Genomic DNA, 20931 nt, shown 5'->3' with positions numbered 1-20931 from the left:
CCGACCGAGGGATGATCGGTCGAGGAAGGCGTTTCTGGCAGACTTTGTGCCTATGGGTGACTCGACCGTGACCAGTCTGGAAGACCGTGCGCAGACGGCCGTTCCGGACCCCGTCACGGCCCCGGGCGGACCCGCGTTCCTGCGCCGCCTGCGCACCCCGCGCCGGCCCCGGCTCTGGTTCGAGATCCTGCTGATCGCAGTGAGTTACTACACGTACTCGCTCATCCGCAACGCGGTCCCGGAGCAGCGGGCCAAGGCGCTGCGCAACGCCGACTGGATCTGGCGGACCGAGCACCAACTGAGCGTCGCCTTCGAGCAGTCGGTCAACCACGCGGTCAACTCCGTGACTTGGCTGATCATCGGCATGAACTACTACTACGCCACGCTGCACTTCATCGTCACGCTGAGTGTGCTCGTGTGGTTGTACCGTAGCCATCCGGGCCGTTACGCGGCCGCGCGTCTGGCGCTGTTCGCGACGACGGCCGTGGCGCTGGTCGGTTACTACCTGTATCCGCTGGCTCCGCCCCGGTTGATGAACGGCAGCCACTTCGTCGACACGGTGATGGTCCACCAGACCTGGGGCTCGATGGCCTCCGGCGACCTCAAGCACATGTCCAACCAGTACGCCGCGATGCCGTCCATGCACATCGGCTGGTCCCTGTGGTGCGGGCTGACGATCTTCGCGCTGGCCAGGGTGCCGTGGGTGCGGGTGCTGGGATTGCTGTACCCGGCGGCCACGCTGATCGTCATCGTGTCGACGGCCAACCACTTCTGGCTGGACGCGGTGGGGGGCATGCTGTGCCTGGCGTTCGGTTTCGCGGTGGCGCGAGTTTGGTATGGGGCGTTGCCCTACGCCCTGCCCCGGCTGGTCCGGGACAGGAGCAAGGACAAGCAGGCGCTGCCGAGGAAGGTGTAGCTCAGCGCCCCCGGTACACCACGTGCCCCCCGGTCACCGTCAGGCATACCGGGGCCTCGGCCAGCTCGTCCGCCGGAGCCTCCACCGGGTCCAGGGACAGGGCCGTGAGGTCGGCTCGGTAGCCGACGGTGATGCGGCCCGCCAGGTCGGCCTCCCCCGCTGCCCTTGCCGCGTGGCTGGTGCAGCCCTCCAGGGCCTCCAGGCCTGTCAGGCCCGGGGCGGTCGACGCGGCGCCGCGAGGGGCGCGGGCCGTCGCCAGGACCTTACGGGCGTCGTAGTGGGCGATCGGCCAGTCGGAGCCGAGGGCGAGGGTCGCGCCCGCGTCCCGGAGGTCGCGCAGGCGCCAGGCGTGGGCCGCGCGGGCCGTGCCGAGGCGGCGGGACCACTCGTCCGTGCCGTCGGCCCTGGTGTACGCGGTGTGCGGTGGCTGCATCGAGGCGGCGACGCCCAGCTCGGCGAAACGCGGCAGCAGGTCGTCCGGCGCGGTCTCGATGTGCTCGACGCGGTGGCGGCCGTAGGCGTCCGGGCCGAGCCCCGCCACCACGTCCAGGACGTGCCGTACCGCCGCGTCCCCGATCGCGTGCGTGGCCGTGCGGACACCGGCCGCGTGCAGGTGCCGTACGGCGGCCGCGTACGCCTCGGGGTCCGGCCAGAACGCGTCGGTGCCCTGACCGTGGCAGTCCGCGTGCTCCAGCCAGGCGGTGCCGCCCTCGACGGTCCCGTCCATGAAGAACTTGACCCCGCCGACCCGCCAGTGCCGGCCGCCGCGGCCCTGGAGCCCGATCAGCTCCGCCAGCCCGTCCTGGTCCACGCCGGGCATGCACCAGGGCGCGAAGAGCAGCCTGACCGGCAGCACCGTCTCCCGCGCCACCGAGCCGACCAGCTCCGCGTCGCCGGCGTCCATGACGTGCGCGCCGGTCAGCCCGGTCGCCGCCATCGCCGAGAGCAGCTCCGCCAGCCGGGCCCGGCGGACGGCGTACGGGGCCCGGGGCACAACGTCGGCCAGGAGGTCCATCGCCGCGTGCTCGACGAGGTGCCCGGTGGGCCGCCCGGAGACGTCGCAGACCACCTCCGAGCGCTGGGGGAAGTCGCGGGGGCCCGTCACGCCGGCCACAGCGAGCGCGGCGCCGGTCACGAGGGCCGAGTGGCCGTCGTAGAGACGGAGGAAGGCGGGGGTGTCGGGGAGGACGTCCTCGATGAGGGAACGGTCCACCGGGCGCCCCTCGAACGCGTTGTGGTCGAGGCCGAAGCCGAGCACCCACCCCTCGACGCGTTCGGCGCCGGCGAGGGCCGCCCGCAGCCCCGCCACGTCCCGCACCCCGGACAGATCGACACCGGTCGCCATGTCCAGCCCCCACACCGGGTGGCTGTGCGCGTCGACGAGCCCCGGCACAAGGTGCGCCCCCTCCAGGGGGACGACCTCGGTGCCGGCCCCGCGCCACTCGCGTACGTCCGTCTCGTCGCCGACCGCCACGATCACCCCGTCGCGCACGGCGACGGCGGTGGCATGCGGCCGGGCGGGGTCGAGGGTGCGGACCTTGGCGCCGGTGAGGATCAGGTCGGGGGTGACCATGAGAAGGTGAACTCCTTTGTCCGGAAGGGCTATTCGGCGGGCTCGGCGGCGAAGTCGGCGTACACCCGCGGACGTTCGCGGCGCAGCCACCACGCGAGCACCAGGCCGACGACGAACACCGCGGGCGCGGTGACGATCAGGAGCGTGTTGACGGTGGTGGAGGCGCCGGTGAACAGGTCGATGTGGGTGACGACGAGCCCTATCGCGGTCGCGAGCAGCACCGCCGCGAGGACCGGCGCGACGACCGTGCGCAGGACGCCCTCCTGGTGGGTGACCCGGCGGAAGTAGCAGGGCACGGCGATCGCGACGAGGAGCTGGAGGACGAACAGACCGATCATGCCGGGGGTGTTCACCCACAGCAGCAGTTGCTGGTACGGGTCCGCGTGCGCCGCCCAGAAGGCCACGACGACGACCGCGCCGAGGACGGTCTGGGCGATCCCGGCGACGTACGGGGAGCGGTGCCGGGCGTGGACGCGGCCCAGCGCCTTCGGCAGCACCCCCTCCTCGGCGAGGGCGAGGGCGTACCGGTTGATCGCGTTGTGGAAGGCGAGGAGGGAGGCGATCACGCTGGTGACGATGAAGACGTGCATCAGGTCGGCCGCCCAGCCGCCGACGTAGGTGGTGATGGCGGAGAAGAAGAGCCCGCCGGGGTTCTTGGCGGCGGCCGCGATGACCTCGTTGTTGCCGAAGGCCTGGATGACGATCCACACCATGAAGGCGTAGAAGAGGCCCAGGAAGGCGATGGCCACGTAGGTGGCGCGCGGGATCGTGCGGTTCGGGTCGCGGGCCTCGCGGCGGTAGATGACGGTGGACTCGAAGCCGGTGAACGCGGCGAAGGCGAAGGCCAGCACCACCGCGGTACCCGGCACGAGGACGTTCCCCGGCGCGAAGGCGGCGCCGGACAGCCCGTGCGCGCCTCCCTTGATCAGCACCCCGCCGGCCAGCAGCACCAGGATGCCGGTCTCGGCGGCCAGCAGCACGCCCAGCAGCTTGGCGCCGAAGTCGATCGAGCGGTAACCGCCGTAGCCGATGACGAGCAGTCCGACCAGGGAGATCGGCAGCCAGGGGACGTCGGTGCCGAACAGGGCGTGCAGGGTGTCCTTGGCGGCGGAGGCGAGGAGGCCGTAGACGCCGATCTCCATGCCGTTGTAGCCGACCAGGGCGAGCAGGGCGGCGCCGATGCCGACGGCGGGACCGAGACCGCGGGTGATGTAGGCGTAGAAGGCGCCGCCGCTCCTGACGTGGCGGCTCATGGTGGTGAAGCCGACGGCGAAGACCGCGAGGGTGATGCCGGCGATGAGGTAGCCGGCGGGGGCGCCGATGCCGCCGAGCAGGATCGCGAGCGGGGCGACGCCGGCCATGACGGTGAGCGGCGCCGCGGCGGACACCACGAAGAACGCGATGTCGGCGGTGCCGAGGGTGCCGGAGCGGAGGGTCGCCGCGACGGGCGGCGTTCTCTCCTCCGAAGTGGTGACGGACATGGGCAAGCCCTTCGAGCGCGGGGACGGGAGGGTTCCGGGCGTGCGGGTGGCGGGACCCATGCGGGTGGCGGGACCCATAACCTAAAGGCTTTCGGTTTCGGCAATGTAGCCTCCTCCTGGGCATCCGGGAAGACCTCCAGGGGGAAATCAGATATGGGACGGCCGCGCACACCGCTTCTCGACCGCGAGCGCATCACCACGACGGCACTGGAACTCGTCGACGAACAGGGCGACTTCAGCGTGCCGCAGATCGCCAAGCGGCTCGGGACGCAGACCGGCTCGGTGTATCACCATGTGGACGGCCGGGACGGCATCGTGGAGCTGCTGCGCGAGCGGGTCACGTCCGCGATCGACCCGGGGACCCTGGACGTGACGCCCTGGGACGCGGCCCTGGAGGCCTGGGCCCGCTCCTACCGCGCCGCCTTCGCCGCCCACCCGAAGGCGATCCCGCTCCTGATGACATCACCCGTACGAGCGCCCCGCGTCCTGGAACACTACGAGCGCGCCGTCACCCTCCTCCTGGACGCCGGCTTCACCCCGGCCGAGGTGATGCCGGTCCTGATCGCGCTGGAAAACCTGATCCTGGGCTCGGCCCTGGACCTATCGGCCCCGGAAACGATGTGGGAACTGACGGAGGAGACCCCCACCCCGAGGCTGGCCCAGGCGCTGGCAGCGGTGGGCGAGCACCGCGCGGACCAGGCGTTCGAGGTTGGGCTGGCGGGGTTCCTAGATCATGTACGGCACATACTGGCCAACGGCGCGTGAGATTCTTTTGGCGGCGCGGGGCTGTGTCAATATGCGGCTCCGCCGCGTGGGCGCGACCAGCCCCCACGGCCCCCGCACCCGACTACGCACCGTAGAACAGCGCCTCCACCACGCCCCGAGCCCTCCGCGCCGTACGCCGATACGCATCCAACATGTCCCCCACATGCCCATCGGCATACCCCAGGTACCGCCCGACGGCAGCCACCTCCCGCCCCCCGGAGGGAAACGTGTCGCCGGCCCTCCCCCGCACCAGCATCACCGCGTTCCGCACCCGTGTGGCCAGCACCCACGCCTCGTCGAGGATGGACGCGTCCTCCGCCGAGATGAGCCCGGCCTCACGCGCGGCGGCGAGAGCCTGCCGCGTCCGCGTCGTCCGTAGGCCCGACTCGGCCCGCCCGTGCTGGAGTTGCAGCAGTTGGACGGTCCACTCGACGTCGGAGAGCCCACCGGGCCCCAGCTTGGTGTGCAGCTTCGGGTCGGCCCCCCGCGGCAACCGCTCCGACTCCATACGGGCCTTCAGGCGCCGGATCTCCCGTACGGCGTCGTCCCCGAGCCCGCCCGCCGGATACCGCAGCGGATCGATCAGCTCGACGAACCGCCGCCCCAACTCCTCGTCCCCGGCGACGGGTTCGGCCCGCAGCAGCGCCTGCGACTCCCAGACCAGCGACCACCGGCGGTAGTACGCCTCGTAGGACTTGAGCGTCCGCACCAGCGGTCCCGTCTTGCCCTCGGGCCGCAGGTCGGCGTCGATGAGCAGCGGCGGGTCGGCGCTGGGGAGCTGCAGCAGCCGCCGCATCTCGGAGACCACCTTGTTCGCCGCGTCGGAGGCCTCCCGCTCGGCAACGCCCTCGCGCGGCTCGTGCACGAACAGGACGTCCGCGTCGGAGCCGTAGCCCAGTTCGTGGCCGCCGAAGCGGCCCATGCCGATGACCGCGAACCGGGTGGGCAGGGTGTCGCCCCAGCCGTCCCGGACCACCGCCCGCAGGGTGCCCGCGAGGGTGGCCGCGGTCAGGTCGGAGACGGCGCCGCCGACCCGGTCCACGAGGGCGCCCTGGTCGGCCTCGGCGGGCTGGGTCTCGGTGCCGTAGGAGCCGACGATGTCGGCGGCGGCCGTACGGAACAGTTCCCGGCGGCGGACGCCGCGGGCCGCCGTCACCGCCTGGGCCGCGCCGTCCGCGCGGCCGACCGCGGCGAGTATCTCCTGCTCCAGTTGCTCCCGCCCGCGCGGCTCGAGCCCTCCGCCGCCGTCCCCGTCGCCGAGCAGCGCCACCGCCTCCGGCGCCCGCATCAGCAGGTCGGGGGCGAGTCGTCCGGCGGACAGCACGCGTGCGAGGTTCTCGGCGGCGGCGCCCTCGTCCCGCAGCAGCCGCAGGTACCAGGGTGTCTTGCCCAACGCGTCCGACACCTTGCGGAAGTTGAGCAGGCCCGCGTCCGGGTCGGCGGAGTCGGCGAACCAGCCGAGCAGGACGGGCAGCAGGGTGCGCTGGATCGCGGCCTTGCGCGTCACCCCGGAGGCCAGCGCCTCCAGGTGGCGCAGGGCGGCGGCCGGGTCCGCGTAGCCGAGCGCGACCAGGCGTTCCCGGGCCGCCTCGGGGCTCAACCTGACCTCGCCGGGCGCGAGTTGGGCGACCGCGTCGAGCAGCGGGCGGTAGAAGAGCTTCTCGTGCAGCCGGCGCACCACGGCCGCGTGCCGGCGCCATTCGCGGTTGAGGTCGGCGACCGGGTCGGCGCGCAGGCCGAGGGAGCGGCCGAGGCGGCGCTGGTCGGCCTCGTCCTCGGGGACGAGGTGGGTGCGGCGCAGCCGGTAGAGCTGGATGCGGTGCTCCATGGTGCGCAGGAAGCGGTAGGCGTCGTCGAGCTGGACGGCGTCCTCGCGGCCGACGTAGCCGCCCGCCGCCAGTGCCTGCAGCGCGTCGAGGGTCGTGCCGCTCCGGAGGGACGTGTCCGCCCGGCCGTGCACCAACTGCAGCAGCTGCACGGCGAACTCGACGTCCCTGAGGCCCCCGGGGCCGAGCTTCAGCTCGCGGTCGATCTCGGCGGCCGGGATGTTCTCCACCACCCGGCGGCGCATCTTCTGGACGTCGGTGACGAAGTTCTCGCGTTCGGCGGCCTGCCAGACGAGGGGTTCGAGGGCGGCGACGTACTCCTCTCCGAGCTCGATGTCGCCGGCCACCGGGCGGGCCTTGAGCAGGGCCTGGAACTCCCAGGTCTTGGCCCAGCGCTGGTAGTAGGCGAGGTGGCTGGCGAGGGTGCGCACCAGTGGGCCGTTGCGGCCCTCGGGGCGCAGGTTGGCGTCGACGGGCCAGATGGAGCCCTCGACGGTGGTCTCCGAGCAGACCCGCATCATGTGCGAGGCGAGCCGGGTGGCCGAGCGCAGCGCCTTGCCCTCGTCGGCACCCTCCACCGCCTCGCCGACGAAGATGACGTCCACGTCGGAGACGTAGTTCAGCTCGTGGCCGCCGCACTTGCCCATCGCGATGACGGCGAGGCGGCACAGCGCGGCGTCGTCGGGGCTGCTCGCGCGGGCTACGGCGAGCGCGGCGCGCAGGGTGGCGGTGGCGAGGTCGGCGAGCTCGGCGGCGGTCTCGGCGACGTCGGTGGTGCCGCAGACGTCACGGGCGGCGATGGACAGCAGGCAGCGGCGGTAGGCGACGCGCAGCGACACCGGGTCGGTCGCGCCGGCGAGCCCGCGCTCGAACTCCTCCACGCCGGGGTGCAGGTCCCGCGGCTCGTAGGTGACCAGGACCTCCCAGTCGCGCGGGTGCCGGGTGAGGTGGTCGGCGAGGGCGGCGGAGGCGCCGAGGACGCCGAGCAGGCGGTCCCTGAGCGGCTTGGCCGCTATCAGGGTGTCCAGCAGCTCGCGCCGCGCCGTGGGGCCGGGCTGCGCCTCGAGCAGTCGTACGAGGCCCTGGAGCGCCAGATCGGGGTCGGCGGTGGCACCGAGGGCGTCGAGCAGCACCGGGTCGTTGCGCACGGGCGTGAGCTCCGCGCTGTCCAGCAGGCGCTCGGCGGCGGAGGGATCGGTGAAGCCGTGCCGCAGCAGCCGTGTGAAGGTGCTGCTCCTGCGCCCCGGCGCCGTCATCCCCGGCCTCCCTCGGATCAAGGTCGTACTGGCCAGAGCCTAGGGCCTGTCCTGCGGATCAGGCCGGTGTCGCGGGCCGCTCCGGTTGGCCAAGAAGCACCGTACCTCCAGGCCGGCCTGATCCGCCGGACAGGCCCTGACCGCAGCCACCGACGGGAGCCCCCGGGCGGACGGCGGGGAGTTCCGCCGGGACGGTTCCGCCCGGGACGGTCTTGGCCATCCTGTGGCGCGCCGGGGTGTTATCGGCTTCCGTGGTAGGGAGCCGTTCGGCGAGGCACGACTGACGTACGACGAAGGAGTCGTTCCATGGACATGAGCCTCGAAGTGATCCTGCTGCCCGTCTCCGACGTGGACCGGGCCAAGGAGTTCTACCGGGACAAGGCGGGCTTCCACGTGGATCTCGACGGTGAGGTGATGGAGGGCGTGCGGATCGTGCAGCTCACGCCGCCGGGCTCGGGGTGTTCCATCGCGCTGGTCGACGGGTTGCAGGTGCCCACGGGGATGCCGCAGCCTGGTACGTACCACGGGATGCAGCTGTGCGTGACGGACGCCAAGGCGGCGTACGACGAGCTGACCGCCCGTGGGCTCGAGGTCAGTGAGCCGCAGCAATTCGCGCCGCAGGACGGGGCGACGTTCATGTACTTCAAGGACCCGGACGGCAACGGATGGGCGATCCAGGAGTACCGGCGCCGGGCCACCGAGCCGCTGCACGAGGTGCTGGCCCAACAGGCGGCCCAGCGGCAGTAGTTCACCCAACCTTCACTCGCCGGGTTGGGCGAAGTGGGCCGTGGGAATGTTGACGTGTGCATGCTCTGTCCGCACCGCCAGCCCCGCTCTTCCCCCCCTCCGGAGGTTGATGTGTCCGGCAGTACCGCAAGTCCTGCCCGTACCAGGGCCCGCCGCGGCCGTACCGCGCTCGCTTCCGCGGTCGCCTTCACGGCCGCGGCCGTCGGCCTGTGGACCGGCCTCGGCGGCTCCTCGTCCGCGGCCTCGGCCGTGCCGACCCCGGACCACGTGGTCGTCGTGGTCATGGAGAACCACGCCTACAGCCAGGTCATCGGCTCCTCCAGCGCGCCGTACATCAACTCGCTGAAGACCGGCGGCGCCAACCTCACCCAGTCGTACGCGATCACCCACCCGAGCCAGCCGAACTACTACGCGCTGTTCTCGGGCTCCACCCAGGGTGTCACCGACGACAGCTGCGTCACCCCGGGTTTCTCCTCCGCAGACAACCTCGCCTCGGAGGCGATCGCCGCGGGCCGCAGTTGGGCCAGCTACAACGAGTCGCTGCCCAGCCAGGGCTCGACCACGTGCAGCAGCGGCGACTACGCGCAGAAGCACGACCCGTGGTTCGGCTTCAGCAACGTGCCGACCTCCACCGCGAAGACCTTCGCGCAGTTCCCCACGGACTACTCGACGCTGCCGCAGATCTCCTTCGTCACCCCCAACCTGTGCAGCGACATGCACGACTGCTCGGTGTCCACCGGCGACACCTGGCTGAAGAACAACCTCGGCGCCTACGCGACCTGGGCGAAGACCCACAACAGCCTCCTCGTGATCACCTTCGACGAGGACAACCGCCTCGCCGGCAACCGCATCCCGACGGTCCTCTACGGCCAGCCGGTGGCCCCGGGCTCCTCCTCGTCCACCACCTACAACCACTACGACCTGCTGCGCACCCTGGAGGACACGCAGGGCCTGTCCACCCACGCGGGCAACGCGGCCTCCGCGACGGACATCACCGGCATCTGGGCGTCCTGACGTGTACGTAGCGGACAGCCGCGCCAGTACCCCGGCGTCCGCGGAAGGCGCCGCCCGGCCCGTGCCGGCCGGGCGGCGCCTCACCGCGGTCGCGCCCACCGTCCTCGCACTCGGCACGGTCAGCCTGGTCACCGACGTCTCCTCGGAGATGGTGACGGCCGTGCTCCCCCTGTACCTGGTGACGGGCCTGGGCCTGTCCCCGCTGGGCTTCGGGCTCCTGGACGGCGTCTACAACGGCTTCTCGGCGCTCGTACGCCTGGCCGGGGGCCATCTGGCCGACCGGGGCGGGGGCCGGCACAAGTGGGTGGCGGGGGCCGGGTACGCCCTCTCGGCGCTGTGCAAGCCGCTGCTCCTGGTGGCCCACACCCTGACCCCCATCGGCCTGATCCTGGCCGCCGACCGCACGGGCAAGGGCCTGCGCACGGCCCCGCGCGACGCGCTGATCTCCCTGTCCGCCACGCCCCAGACCCGTGGCCGCGCCTTCGGTGTGCACCGCGCGATGGACACGGCGGGCGCGCTGCTCGGCCCGCTGGCCGCGTTCCTGATCCTGCGGGCGACGGTGGACGGCTACGACGCGGTGTTCACCGTGAGCTTCTGCGTGGCGGTGCTGGGCGTCCTTGTCCTGGTGCTGTTCGTGCCGGGTTCGTCGTCCGCGCCGGCGATCGAGGCGGCCGTACGCCCCACGCTGCGCGCCGCGCTGGGGCTGCTCCGGCACCGCGACGTCCGCCGCATCACGGTCTGCGCCCTGCTGCTGGGGCTGGCGACGGTGAGCGACTCCTTCGTCTACCTGCTCCTGCAACACCGTCTCGGCGTCCCCGACCGCTGGTTCGCCCTGCTCCCCCTGGGCACGGCGGCGGCGTTCCTGCTGCTGGCGGTACCGCTGGGCCGCCTCGCGGACCGGGTGGGCCGCTGGCGGATCTTCCTCGCGGGCCACGGAGCCCTGCTCCTCGCCTACGCCCTCCTCCTCACCTCCGCACGCGGCACGTACCTGCCGTACGCCGTGCTCGCTCTCCACGGCGCCTTCTACGCGGCGACGGACGGCGTCCTGATGGCGGCGGCCTCGGACAGCGTGCCCGAGGCGTTGCGGTCGTCCGGCCTCGCGGTGGTGCAGACGGGGCAGGCGCTGGCCCGTTTCGCCTGCTCGCTGGGGTTCGGCGCGGCCTGGTCCCTGTGGGGGGACCGTACGGCCCTGCTCGCGTCGACCGTCGCGCTGGGGCTGTGCGCGGCCGTGTCGTGGTTCTTCCTGCGCCCCGCGGCTCGGGAGGCCGCCACATGAGCGTTCGCAACCGCTTCCTCGTCCTGCTCGCGGCCGTGCTCGCCCTGGCGGCGGTCGCCGTGGCGTCGGTCCTGCACGCGTCGGCCCGCGCGGAACGCCGCGACCAGGTCCAGGCCGGCGGCCCGAAAGTCACCTCGGGCCAGGTGAGCCTCACGACCCCCGGCCGCCTGGTCTTCCGCAACATGGCCTGGGGCCCGCACCGCGACGAACTGACGACGGTCCCGGCCTCGGACCCCGCGGGACCCCGGACCGCCTCCGGCGTCACATGCCTGCGCTTCTACGCGGCTTCGGGTACCGGAGTGTGCCTGCAGGCCGTCCACGGCCCGGTCTCCGACACCTACCGCGCCCTCGTCCTGGACGCCCACCTCCACGTCCGGGCCCGCTACGACGTCCCCGGCATCCCCTCCCGGGCCCGCGTCTCCCCCACCGGGCACTTCGCCGCGTGGACGGCCTTCGTGGGCGGCGACTCGTACGCCGGCACGAACTTCTCCACCCGGGCGGCGATCGTGGACGTCCGCACCGGGGAACTCACCCCGACCCTGGAGGCTTACCGCATCGTCAAGGACGGGCACGCCTACCGCGCGGCGGACACCAACTTCTGGGGCGTGACCTTCGCAGCGGACGACCGCACGTTCTACGCGACGCTGGCCACGAAGGGCAGCACCTACCTGGTCCGGGGCGACCTGCGCACCCGCACGCTCACGACGATCCACCGGAACGTCGAGTGCCCGTCCCTCTCCCCCGACGGCACCCGCGTCGCCTACAAGAAACGGGTCCCCGGCCTCCCGAAGGACGCCCCGTGGCACCTGTACGTCCTGGACCTGCGCACCCTGCGCGAAACCCCGCTCGCGGAGCCCCGCAGCGTCGACGACCAGGCGGTCTGGCAGAACGACCACGCCCTGGTCTACGCCCTCCCGGGCGACTACGGCGCGGACCTGTACACGGTCCCGTCGGACGGCACGGGAAAGCCGCGGCGCGTGAGCACCGCGGCGGTGTCCCCGGCGTTCACAGCACCGGCAGGTTCTTCCGCAGTTCGAACGCGGTGACCTCGGAGCGGTACTCCTCCCATTCCTGCTTCTTGTTGCGCAGGAAGAAGTCGAAGACGTGTTCGCCCAGGGTCTCGGCGACCAGGTCGCTGCGTTCCATCAGGGTCAGGGCCTCGCCGAGGTTCTGCGGGAGGGGCTCGATGCCCATCGCGCGGCGCTCGGCGTCGGAGAGGGCCCAGACGTCGTCCTCGGCGCCGGGCGGGAGTTCGTAGCCCTCCTCGATGCCCTTGAGGCCGGCGGCCAGGAGGACGGCGTAGGCCAGGTACGGGTTGGCGCCGGAGTCGAGGGAGCGGACCTCGACGCGGGCCGAGCCGGTCTTGCCGGGCTTGTACATCGGGACGCGGACCAGGGCCGAGCGGTTGTTGTGGCCCCAGCAGATGTACGAGGGCGCCTCGCCGCCAGCGCCCGCCGTGCGCTCGCTGCCGCCCCAGATGCGCTTGTAGGAGTTGACCCACTGGTTGGTGACCGCGGAGATCTCCGCCGCGTGGCGCAGCAGGCCCGCGATGAAGGAGCGGCCGACCTTGGAGAGCTGGTACTCCGAGCCGGACTCGTAGAACGCGTTCCGGTCGCCCTCGAAGAGGGAGAGGTGCGTGTGCATGCCGGAGCCGGGGTGCTCGGAGAACGGCTTCGGCATGAAGGTCGCCTGGACCCCCTGCTCCAGCGCCACCTGCTTCATGACCAGGCGGAAGGTCATGATGTTGTCGGCCGTGGACAGGGCGTCGGCGTAGCGGAGGTCGATCTCCTGCTGGCCCGGGGCTCCCTCGTGGTGGGAGAACTCCACCGAGATGCCCATCGACTCCAGCATGGTGATCGCCTGGCGGCGGAAGTCCATGCCGATGTTCTGCGGAGTGTGGTCGAAGTACCCCGAGTTGTCGGCGGGCGTGGGGCGCGTGCCGTCGAGCGGGCGGTCCTTCAGCAGGAAGAACTCGATCTCCGGGTGGGTGTAGAAGGTGAAGCCCAGGTCGGAGCCGCGCGTCAGGGCGCGCTTGAGGACGTAGCGCGGGTCGGCGAAGGACGGGGAGCCGTCGGGCATCAGGATGTCGCAGAACATCCGGGCCGTGCCGGGGGCCTCGGCGCGCCAGGGCAGGACCTGGAAGGTCGACGGGTCCGGCTTGGCGATCATGTCCGATTCGTATACGCGGGCGAAGCCCTCGATCGCCGAACCGTCGAAGCCGATGCCCTCGTCGAAGGCGCCCTCCAGCTCGGCGGGGGCCACGGCGACGGACTTGAGGAAGCCCAGCACGTCCGTGAACCACAGGCGTACGAACCGGATGTCGCGCTCCTCCAAGGTCCGGAGCACGAACTCCTGCTGCTTGTCCATCTTCCGCTTCCCCATCCTTGCCGGTCAGGCCGCCTGTCTCTCTGTCCCGCAGGAGGCGGTCGGGCACCTGAGCATCACACCACAACAGCATTTCATGCGCGTTGCGGACCTTGATCGTCGAACCGACCTCGGCCTGAACGCCTCACGTACGGCAGGTGTACGGCTCTGACGCCCATCTTGCCTGCTCGGGCCGACATCCGTAATGCCCCGCCCCACCTCACACGTGACCAGTACCACGCCCGTTTAATTTGCATCTCAAATGCAAGTTTAAATACGGTTCCGGTCAGCCGAGTCCGGAGATCGATCCGGCGGACCTACGAGGAGTCCCGCATGCTGTCCGAGCCTGCCCGAGCGACCGTCCGCGCCACCCTCCCCGCGGTCGGCGCGAACCTGGGCGAGATCACCGAGCGCTTCTACGCCGGCCTGTTCGCCGCCCGCCCGGAACTGCTGCGGGACCTGTTCAACCGCGGCAACCAGGCCGCCGGCACCCAGCGCCAGGCGCTGGCCGGCTCGATCGCCGCGTTCGCGACGCACCTGCTGGAGCACCCGGACCGGCGCCCGGACGCGATGCTGGCCCGCATCGCCCACAAGCACGCCTCGCTGGGTGTCACGCCCGAGCAGTACGCGCTCGTGCACGAGCACCTCTTCGCCGCCATCGCCGAGGTCCTCGGCGAGGCCGTCACCCCCGAGGTCGCGGCCGCCTGGGACGAGGTCTACTGGCTGATGGCGAACGCGCTCGTCGCGATCGAGAAGCGGCTGCGGGAGGAGAGCGCGGACGACGCCGGCCGGCGGGCCTGGGAGGTCGTCGAGCGCGTCGCCGAGACCGCCGACGTCGTGTCCTTCCGGCTGCGGCCCGTCGACGGCGGCCCGGTGGCGGACTTCCGCGCCGGTCAGTACGTCTCCGTGCGCGTGGCGCTCCCGGACGGCGCCCGCCAGATACGCCAGTACAGCCTCTCCGGCGCCCCGGGCTCGAGCCTGCGCCAGTTCAGCGTGAAGCGCGTCCACGGCGACGCCTCCCCCGAGGGCGAGGTCTCCGGCCACCTCCACGCGCGCGTGCGCGAGGGCGACGTCCTGGAGCTGTCCGCCCCGTACGGCGACCTCGTCCTGGATGCCGCCGACAGCACGCCCCTGCTGCTCGCCTCGGCCGGCATCGGCGTGACGCCCATGATCGCCATGCTGGCCCAGCTCGCGCAGGACGGCCACAGCGCCCCGGTCACCGTCGTGCACGGCGACCGCTCCCCCGCCGACCACGCCCTGCGCGCCGAGCACGAGGCGTACACGGCGAAGCTCCCCGACGCGAGCACGCATTTCTGGTACGAGCAGGACGCCACCCCGGGCGCCCGCGCCGGCCTCGTCGACCTCACCGACGTCGAGGTCCCCCTCGGTACGCGCGCGTACCTGTGCGGCCCGCTCCCCTTCATGCGCGCGGTCCGTGCCCAGCTGATCGAGAAGGGCGTGGCCCCGGCGGACATCCACTACGAGGTCTTCGGCCCGGACCTGTGGCTGGCTGCGGCGGCCTGAAAGAGCTACGACGCGCGGCCGATCTCCAGCAGGAGCGGCCCCGTGGGGGCGGCCACCATGTCCGTCACCGTCAGCGGGTCCAGTGAGGCATAGAAGGCCTCCTGGGCCCGGCGCAGGGCTCCGCGCAGGCGGCAGGCGGAGTTCAGGGGGCAGGGTGAGGAGCCCTCGCAGTCGACGACGTCCCCGTCGCCCTCGAAGACCCGCACCACACCGCCGACGGAGGCCGTACGACCCTTGTCGGTCAGCGAGAGCCCGCCGCCCCGGCCGCGGCGGGCGTCGACCAGGCCCAGGTGCTGGAGCTCGGCGACGACCTTCGCCGCGTGCGTGTACGGCACGTCCATGTCCGCCGCGACCACACGCGTCGTAGGACTGGACTCGCCGGCGACGGCGAGCCGCATCAGGACGCGCAGGGCGAGGTCGGTGGAGCGCAGCAGCCGCATACCGGCAGCCTAGATAATGCGCATCTGCGGTTCAAATTATCGCTCGGTACCTGTCGGGACCCTGTCGATCCGGCCTTTCCTCCGCCCTGGCCGCGAATCGCCTCCCCTTCCTCATTAGGATCAGCCCACCCGATCGTCCCTTCCTCCCCCAAAGGACACCGCCATGGGCTCGAAGAGCACCAGTGCCGCACGCAAGGCCCGGATAGAGGAGATGCGGCGCGCCGAGAAGGCACGTGAGCGCCGCGGGCGGATCCTCACGATCGGCGCGAGCGTGGTGGTCGTGGCCGGTCTGGTGGTCGGCGGTGTGGTGCTGGTGCAGCACCAGTCGGACAAGAAGAACACCGCGAGCGACGCGAAGAGCGGCGGAAGTTCCGGGGACGCCGGGCACTTCGTCACCGGCAAGGACGGCGTGCGCACCTGGACGGGCAACCTGTCCCGCAACCACGTGGCGGGGACCGTGAGTTACCCGATGCACCCGCCGGTCGGCGGCAACCACAACCCGGTGTGGCTCAACTGCAACGGCGACGTCTACACCAAGCCCGTCAAGGACGAGAACGCCGTGCACGCGCTGGAGCACGGCGCGGTGTGGGTGACGTACACCGACAAGGCGACGAAGTCGGACGTGGGCACGCTCGCGGCGAAGGTGAAGCAGACGCCGTACTCGCTGATGAGCCCGTACACGAACCAGAGCGCGCCGATCGAACTGTCGGCGTGGGGCCACCAGTTGAGCGTGACGAGCGCGAACGACCCGAAGGTCGCGCAGTTCTTCCAGACGTACGTGCAGGGCAAGCAGACACCGGAGCCGGGCGCCTCCTGCACGGGCGGGACGATGTGAGATGAGGAAGCACATCGGCTGGATCGCGGGCACCGCGGCGGCGGCGCTCGTCGGGGCCGGCGCGATCACCTACGCGGTCGCCGAGGACAACGGGTCGAGCGCGGCCACACCGGCCGCCGAGTCCGCGGACGCCGGGTTCGCCCGGGACATGGCGGTCCATCACCAGCAGGCCGTCGAGATGTCGTACACCGTGCGCGACCGCACCAAGGACGTGGAAGTGCGGCGGCTCGCCTACGACATCGCGCAGACGCAGGCCAACCAGCGCGGCATGCTGCTGGGCTGGCTGGACCTGTGGGGCCTGCCGAAGGTGTCGGCGAAGCCGCCGATGTCCTGGATGGGCATGGGTGACATGCCGGAGCGCGGGGACGGTTCGTTCATGCCCGGCATGGCGACGGACACCGAGATGAAGAAGCTCGGCACGCTCAACGGCAAGCAGGCCGAGACCTTCTACCTCCAGCTCATGACGGACCATCACAAGGGCGGCATCCACATGGCCGAGGGCTGCGTCGCCAAGTGCTCGGTGGGCGTGGAGAAGCAGCTCGCGCAGGGCATGGTCGACGCGCAGCAGTCGGAGATCAAGCTGATGGCGGACATGCTGAAGGCACGGGGAGCGAAGCCGCGGTCGTAGGAATTACCGCCGAAGCCCGTACACCCCGGAAACGTTGAAGGACGTAAGCCCCAAATCGCCTTGGACAGCGCTTCCTTGGGGTCTTCTTGGGGATCTCATTCCCCTGGCATGAACGGTTCATCGACAGAGTGGCCCCTACCGTGTGATCCATTTCCCCGCCCCTCCGCCGCTGAGCGGGGTCTACGCGGATCACCGCAGACCGACCACACATGCGAAGAACCGCATCGCAGGGGGTTCTATGAGATCCAATCGCGCCAAACTTCGCGCCGTGAGCATGGCGGCAACTCTGCCCATGCTCACCGGCGCGCTGGCGCTCGGCATACCCGCGGCGCACGCCGCGGACAACCCCGGCCGGAACGCTCTCGTGGGCACCAAGCCCGCGTGGGCGACGGCCAAGGCGGACAAGGGCGACACCTCCAACGCCGCCCAGGTCTCCCTGAGGGTCTACCTGGCCGGCAAGGACGCGGCGGGCCTCGCCGCGTACGCGAAGGCCGTGTCCGACCCGAGCTCGCCGCACTACGGCAAGTACCTGAGCGCGAAGAAGGCCGCGGCCCGCTTCGGCGCGACCAAGGCCCAGGTGACCGCCGTCAAGTCGTGGCTGACGTCCAACGGCCTCACGGTCACCGGCGTCACGCAGCACTACGTCTCCGTCACCGGTGACGTGGCCGCCGCCGAGAAGGCGTTCAACACCCAGCTGCACAACTACACCAAGGGCTCGAAGACCTACCGCGCCCCGGCGAAGGCGGCCTCCGTCCCGGCCAGTCTGAGCGGCGCCGTCCTGACCGTCACCGGCCTGGACAACGCCCCGCACAAGGCGAACCACGACGACCAGCTGCCGCAGCCCTCGACCGTGTTCCGCAACTCCGGGCCGTTCTCCTCGTACTACGGCTCGAACACCGCGAGCACCCTGCCCTCCGCGTACGGCTCGAAGATCCCGTACGCCATCAAGGGCTACACCGGCAAGCAGCTGCGCGCCGCCTACGGCGCGGGCGCTTACACCGGCAAGGGTGTCAAGGTCGCCATCACGGACGCCTACGCCTCGCCGTACATCGCCTTCGACGCCCAGACCTACGCGCTGAAGCACGGCGACGCCAAGTGGAGCACCGGTCAGCTGCACCAGGTGCTGCCCAAGCAGTACACGAACACCAAGGACTGCGGGGCGGCCGGCTGGTACGGCGAGGAGACCCTGGACGTCGAGGCCGTGCACGCGGTCGCGCCCGCCGCGGACGTCACCTACGTCGGTTCGGCCTCCTGCCTGGACAACGACCTGCTGGACGCGCTGAGCAAGGTGGTCGACAACCACCTCGCCGACATCGTCTCCAACTCGTGGGGCGACATCGAGGCCAACCAGACGCCGGACCTCGCGGCCGCCTACGACCAGGTGTTCCAGTTCGGCGCGGTCGAGGGCATCGGCTTCTACTTCTCCTCGGGTGACAACGGCGACGAGGTCGCCAACACCGGTACGAAGCAGGTCGACACCCCCGCCAACTCGGCCTGGGTGACGGCGGTCGGCGGTACCTCCCTGGCGGTCGGCAAGAACGACAACTACCAGTGGGAGACCGGCTGGGGCACCGAGAAGGCCCTGCTGTCCGCGGACGGCAAGAGCTGGACCAACTTCCCCGGCGCCTTCACCTCCGGTGCGGGCGGTGGCACCAGCAAGACGGTCGCCGAGCCCTACTACCAGAAGGGCGTCGTGCCGGACGCGCTCGCCACGGCCAACAACCCCGAGGGCAACCGCGTGGTCCCGGACATCGCGGCGATCGCCGACCCGAACACCGGCTTCCTGGTCGGCCAGACCCAGACCCTGCCCGACGGGAAGACCCAGGCCTACGACGAGTACCGCATCGGCGGCACCTCGCTCGCGGCCCCGGTGATCTCCGCCATCCAGGCCCTGGCCCAGGAGGCGAACGGCAAGGCGATCGGTTTCGCCAACCCGGAGATCTACGCCCGGTCCGGCAAGGGCGTGTTCCACGACGTCACCGACAACCCGACGGGCTCCGGCCTGGCGGAGGCCCGCGTCGACTTCGTGAACGGCTACGACGCCACCGGTGGTCTGGCGACCTCGGTCCGCAGCCTGGGCAAGGACAGCTCGCTGTCCGCCGTCAAGGGCTACGACGACGTCACCGGCGTGGGCTCGCCCGCGAACGGCTACGTCGAGTCGTACAAGCGCCACTGAGAACCCGCCTGCGACACCCGCGCGCCCGTTCCCTCCTGGGAGCGGGCGCGTTGCATACCCGGCGGGGGTAGATTGCGCACATGACCGGATCGAGGAGCGGAACGTACGGGCGGCGGTTGCCGCTGCTCGCCGTGCTGCTCCTCGGCATCGTCACCCTGCACACGCTGGGGCATCCCTCGGAGCAGGGCTTGGACCCCGGGTCCGTGTGCCTGGCGGTGCTGGGCACCTTCACGCTCGTCCTGCTGCCGGCGGCCGCGCTCGGCGGCAGCCACTCGACGCACCTCTCCCCACCCCGGCCCACCCGTCTCCTGCGGGCGCTGTGGCCCGACCCACCTCCCGCCAGACCCTCGTTCAGCGGTCTGTCGGTGCTGCGCATATAGGCCTCACCACCGGCTGCTTCGCCCTGCCCGGGTGATCACCCCGAAGCGCCAGACAGGTCCAGGCCATCATCAGCACCACCCAGACGAGGTGTCAGCAAGTCATGCGCACTCCCCCACGCCGCGCCGTGCTCGGCGCGTCCATCGCCGTCGCCGGGACGGGCATCCTGGCCGCCCGTTCGGTCTCCGACTCGCAGACGGACCACTCCGGTCACGGCGGCTCGACCGCGGGTGGCCCCAAGGGCTACGTCGACCCGGCCGGCCCGGAAGTGGCCGCCGCCGAGCAGCGGCGCGCCGTCAGCGGCGGTACCGTCCGCACGGTCCGCCTCACCGCCGCCGAGACCCGGCTGGACCTCGGCGAGCGCACGGTCAGGTCCTGGTCCTACGGCGGTGACCTGCCCGGCAAGGAGATCCGGGTCACCGCGGGCGACACCCTCGCCCTGACCCTGGCCAACCACCTTCCGGACAGCACGTCCATGCACTGGCACGGCGTCGCCCTGCGCAACGACATGGACGGCGTCCCCGACCTCACGCAGGGCCCGATCGCGCCGGGCGCCGAGTTCGCGTACCGCTTCAAGGTCCCGCACCCGGGCACGTACTGGTTCCACCCGCACGCCGGAGTCCAACTGGACCGGGGGCTGTACGCCCCGCTGATCGTCGACGACCCCAGGGAGCCCCTGAAATACGACAAGGAGTGGGTCGTGATGCTGGACGACTGGGTCGACGGGGTGGACGGCTCGACCCCGGACGCGGTCCTCGACGAACTGGGCGGGGGCATGGGCGGCGGCATGGGCATGGGCGGCTCCCTGTCCCACACGTCGATGCGCGTGAAGGGCTCCGCGTCCCCCTCGCCGTCCGGTCCCTCCCGGGTGCTGACGGGCGCCCACAGCGATCTGCTGGGCGGCGATCCCGGTGATGTGGCGTACCCGTACTACCTGGTCAACGGGCGTACGGCGAAGGCTCCTTCGGTGTTCCGGGCGCGTCCCGGGGACCGTATCCGCATCCGGTTCGTGAACGCCGGCGGGGACACGGCCTTCCGGGTGGCCCTCGGCGGCCACGAGCTGACGGTGACGCACACGGACGGCTACCCGGTCCTGCCCGCGAAGGGCGACGCCCTGCTGATCGGCATGGGCGAGCGGTACGACGTGGTGGTCACCGCGGGCGACGGGGTCTTCCCACTGACCGCGCTGGCCGAGGGCAAGGAGGCGTCCACGATGGCGGTCCTGCGCACCGGCGGCGGCACAGCGCCCCCCGACTCCGCACGCCCCGGGGAGCTCGACGGAAGGCTCCTGGCCGCGCACAAGCTCAAGGTGGACCCGTCGGTGGCGCTGGAGCGCAAGGACCCGGACCGGACGATCGACCTGCTGCTGACCGGCTCGATGGCACGCTGCGACTGGGCCTTCGACCGGCAGCCCTACACCCCCTCCCAGCGCCACCCCGTGCGCGCCGGGGAAAGGGTCCGGCTGCGGTTCCAGAACCGGACGGCCATGTGGCACCCGCTCCACCTGCACGGCCACACCTTCGCGCTGGCCCGGTCGGCGGACGGGCCGCGCAAGGACACGGCGCTGGTGCTGCCCAGGGGCACGCTCACAGTGGACTTCGACGCCGACAACCCGGGGCTGTGGATGCTGCACTGCCACAACGTCTACCACGCGGAGGCGGGAATGATGACGGTGGTGGGGTACCTGAGCTGAGGGCGTGCAGAGCGCGGGGAGCGGCGTGAGCCGCTTCCC

Annotated in this window: 17 protein-coding genes; 12 read left to right on the top strand and 5 right to left on the bottom strand. The window is 71.5% G+C overall.

Annotation, left to right across the window (positions count from 1 at the left end):
- Window positions 1-52: 52 nt before the first annotated feature.
- On the top strand, window positions 53-916 hold the full coding sequence (locus tag ACIRVK_RS20670) for a phosphatase PAP2 family protein (RefSeq protein WP_404249008.1): 864 nt from the start codon (window positions 53-55) through the stop codon (window positions 914-916).
- A gap of 1 nt (window position 917) precedes the next feature.
- On the opposite strand, the gene ACIRVK_RS20665 is transcribed toward ACIRVK_RS20670, so the two are convergent.
- Both ACIRVK_RS20665 and ACIRVK_RS20660 read right to left on the bottom strand, forming a co-directional pair.
- On the bottom strand, window positions 918-2489 hold the full coding sequence (locus ACIRVK_RS20665; RefSeq protein ID WP_404249006.1) for an amidohydrolase: 1572 nt from the start codon (window positions 2487-2489) through the stop codon (window positions 918-920).
- Between the two features lie 29 nt (window positions 2490-2518).
- Entirely contained in the window at window positions 2519-3970 is a 1452-nt protein-coding gene (locus ACIRVK_RS20660; RefSeq protein ID WP_404249004.1) for an APC family permease, read from the bottom strand.
- 153 nt (window positions 3971-4123) lie between these two features.
- Here ACIRVK_RS20660 and ACIRVK_RS20655 point away from each other — a divergent pair, with 153 nt between their 5' ends.
- Entirely contained in the window at window positions 4124-4735 is a 612-nt protein-coding gene (locus ACIRVK_RS20655) for a TetR/AcrR family transcriptional regulator (protein ID WP_404249003.1), read from the top strand.
- Window positions 4736-4817: 82 nt separating this feature from the next.
- On the opposite strand, the gene ACIRVK_RS20650 is transcribed toward ACIRVK_RS20655, so the two are convergent.
- Window positions 4818-7817: a bifunctional [glutamine synthetase] adenylyltransferase/[glutamine synthetase]-adenylyl-L-tyrosine phosphorylase gene (locus ACIRVK_RS20650; RefSeq protein WP_404249001.1), complete on the bottom strand. Its 3000-nt coding sequence runs from the start codon at window positions 7815-7817 to the stop codon at window positions 4818-4820.
- Window positions 7818-8123: 306 nt separating this feature from the next.
- On the opposite strand from ACIRVK_RS20650, the gene ACIRVK_RS20645 reads away from it, so the two are divergent.
- The 4 genes from ACIRVK_RS20645 to ACIRVK_RS20630 all read left to right on the top strand — a co-directional run bounded on the left by ACIRVK_RS20645 (window position 8124) and on the right by ACIRVK_RS20630 (window position 11900).
- Window positions 8124-8564 (top strand): VOC family protein, encoded by a 441-nt coding sequence (locus ACIRVK_RS20645; RefSeq protein WP_404248999.1) that lies wholly within the window; start codon window positions 8124-8126, stop codon window positions 8562-8564.
- Window positions 8565-8675: 111 nt separating this feature from the next.
- Entirely contained in the window at window positions 8676-9578 is a 903-nt protein-coding gene (locus tag ACIRVK_RS20640) for an alkaline phosphatase family protein (RefSeq protein ID WP_404248997.1), read from the top strand.
- A gap of 1 nt (window position 9579) precedes the next feature.
- On the top strand, window positions 9580-10854 hold the full coding sequence (locus ACIRVK_RS20635; RefSeq protein ID WP_404248995.1) for an MFS transporter: 1275 nt from the start codon (window positions 9580-9582) through the stop codon (window positions 10852-10854).
- The gene (locus ACIRVK_RS20630; protein ID WP_404248993.1) at window positions 10851-11900 is read left to right on the top strand and encodes a TolB family protein; all 1050 of its coding nucleotides are present in this window, start codon (window positions 10851-10853) and stop codon (window positions 11898-11900) included. Before ACIRVK_RS20635 ends, ACIRVK_RS20630 begins: the two co-directional genes overlap by 4 nt.
- On the opposite strand, the gene ACIRVK_RS20625 is transcribed toward ACIRVK_RS20630, so the two are convergent.
- On the bottom strand, window positions 11860-13221 hold the full coding sequence (locus ACIRVK_RS20625) for a glutamine synthetase family protein (RefSeq protein ID WP_404248991.1): 1362 nt from the start codon (window positions 13219-13221) through the stop codon (window positions 11860-11862). The two genes, ACIRVK_RS20630 and ACIRVK_RS20625, sit on opposite strands and share 41 nt — an antisense overlap.
- Window positions 13222-13551: 330 nt before the next feature.
- Here ACIRVK_RS20625 and ACIRVK_RS20620 point away from each other — a divergent pair, with 330 nt between their 5' ends.
- On the top strand, window positions 13552-14742 hold the full coding sequence (locus tag ACIRVK_RS20620) for a globin domain-containing protein (RefSeq protein WP_404248989.1): 1191 nt from the start codon (window positions 13552-13554) through the stop codon (window positions 14740-14742).
- Window positions 14743-14747: 5 nt separating this feature from the next.
- Here the strand turns inward: ACIRVK_RS20620 and ACIRVK_RS20615 are convergent, their stop codons facing one another.
- A complete protein-coding gene (locus tag ACIRVK_RS20615) occupies window positions 14748-15182 on the bottom strand; it encodes an RrF2 family transcriptional regulator (protein ID WP_404248987.1) in 435 nt (144 codons plus the stop codon).
- A 163-nt stretch (window positions 15183-15345) separates the two neighbouring features.
- Between ACIRVK_RS20615 and ACIRVK_RS20610 the strand changes: the two genes are divergently transcribed.
- The 5 genes from ACIRVK_RS20610 (at window position 15346) to ACIRVK_RS20590 (ending at window position 20892) form a co-directional block, all read left to right on the top strand.
- Window positions 15346-16017, top strand: coding sequence for a DUF3105 domain-containing protein (locus ACIRVK_RS20610; protein WP_404248985.1), 672 nt, complete (start codon window positions 15346-15348; stop codon window positions 16015-16017).
- A gap of 1 nt (window position 16018) precedes the next feature.
- Complete coding sequence (locus ACIRVK_RS20605) at window positions 16019-16645, top strand: DUF305 domain-containing protein (protein ID WP_404248983.1); 627 nt, start codon at window positions 16019-16021, stop codon at window positions 16643-16645.
- 238 nt (window positions 16646-16883) lie between these two features.
- Entirely contained in the window at window positions 16884-18821 is a 1938-nt protein-coding gene (locus tag ACIRVK_RS20600) for a protease pro-enzyme activation domain-containing protein (RefSeq protein ID WP_404248981.1), read from the top strand.
- A gap of 80 nt (window positions 18822-18901) precedes the next feature.
- A complete protein-coding gene (locus ACIRVK_RS20595) occupies window positions 18902-19201 on the top strand; it encodes a hypothetical protein (protein ID WP_404248978.1) in 300 nt (99 codons plus the stop codon).
- Window positions 19202-19302: 101 nt separating this feature from the next.
- Window positions 19303-20892, top strand: a complete 1590-nt coding sequence (locus ACIRVK_RS20590; RefSeq protein WP_404248976.1) for a multicopper oxidase family protein — start codon at window positions 19303-19305, stop codon at window positions 20890-20892.
- The last annotated feature ends 39 nt before the right edge of the window (window positions 20893-20931 follow it).

Source organism: Streptomyces sp. NPDC101152 (assembly GCF_044768275.1).
In the GTDB taxonomy this organism is placed as follows: Bacteria; Actinomycetota; Actinomycetes; order Streptomycetales; family Streptomycetaceae; genus Streptomyces.
This window is presented reverse-complemented; position numbering and strand designations above follow the sequence as displayed.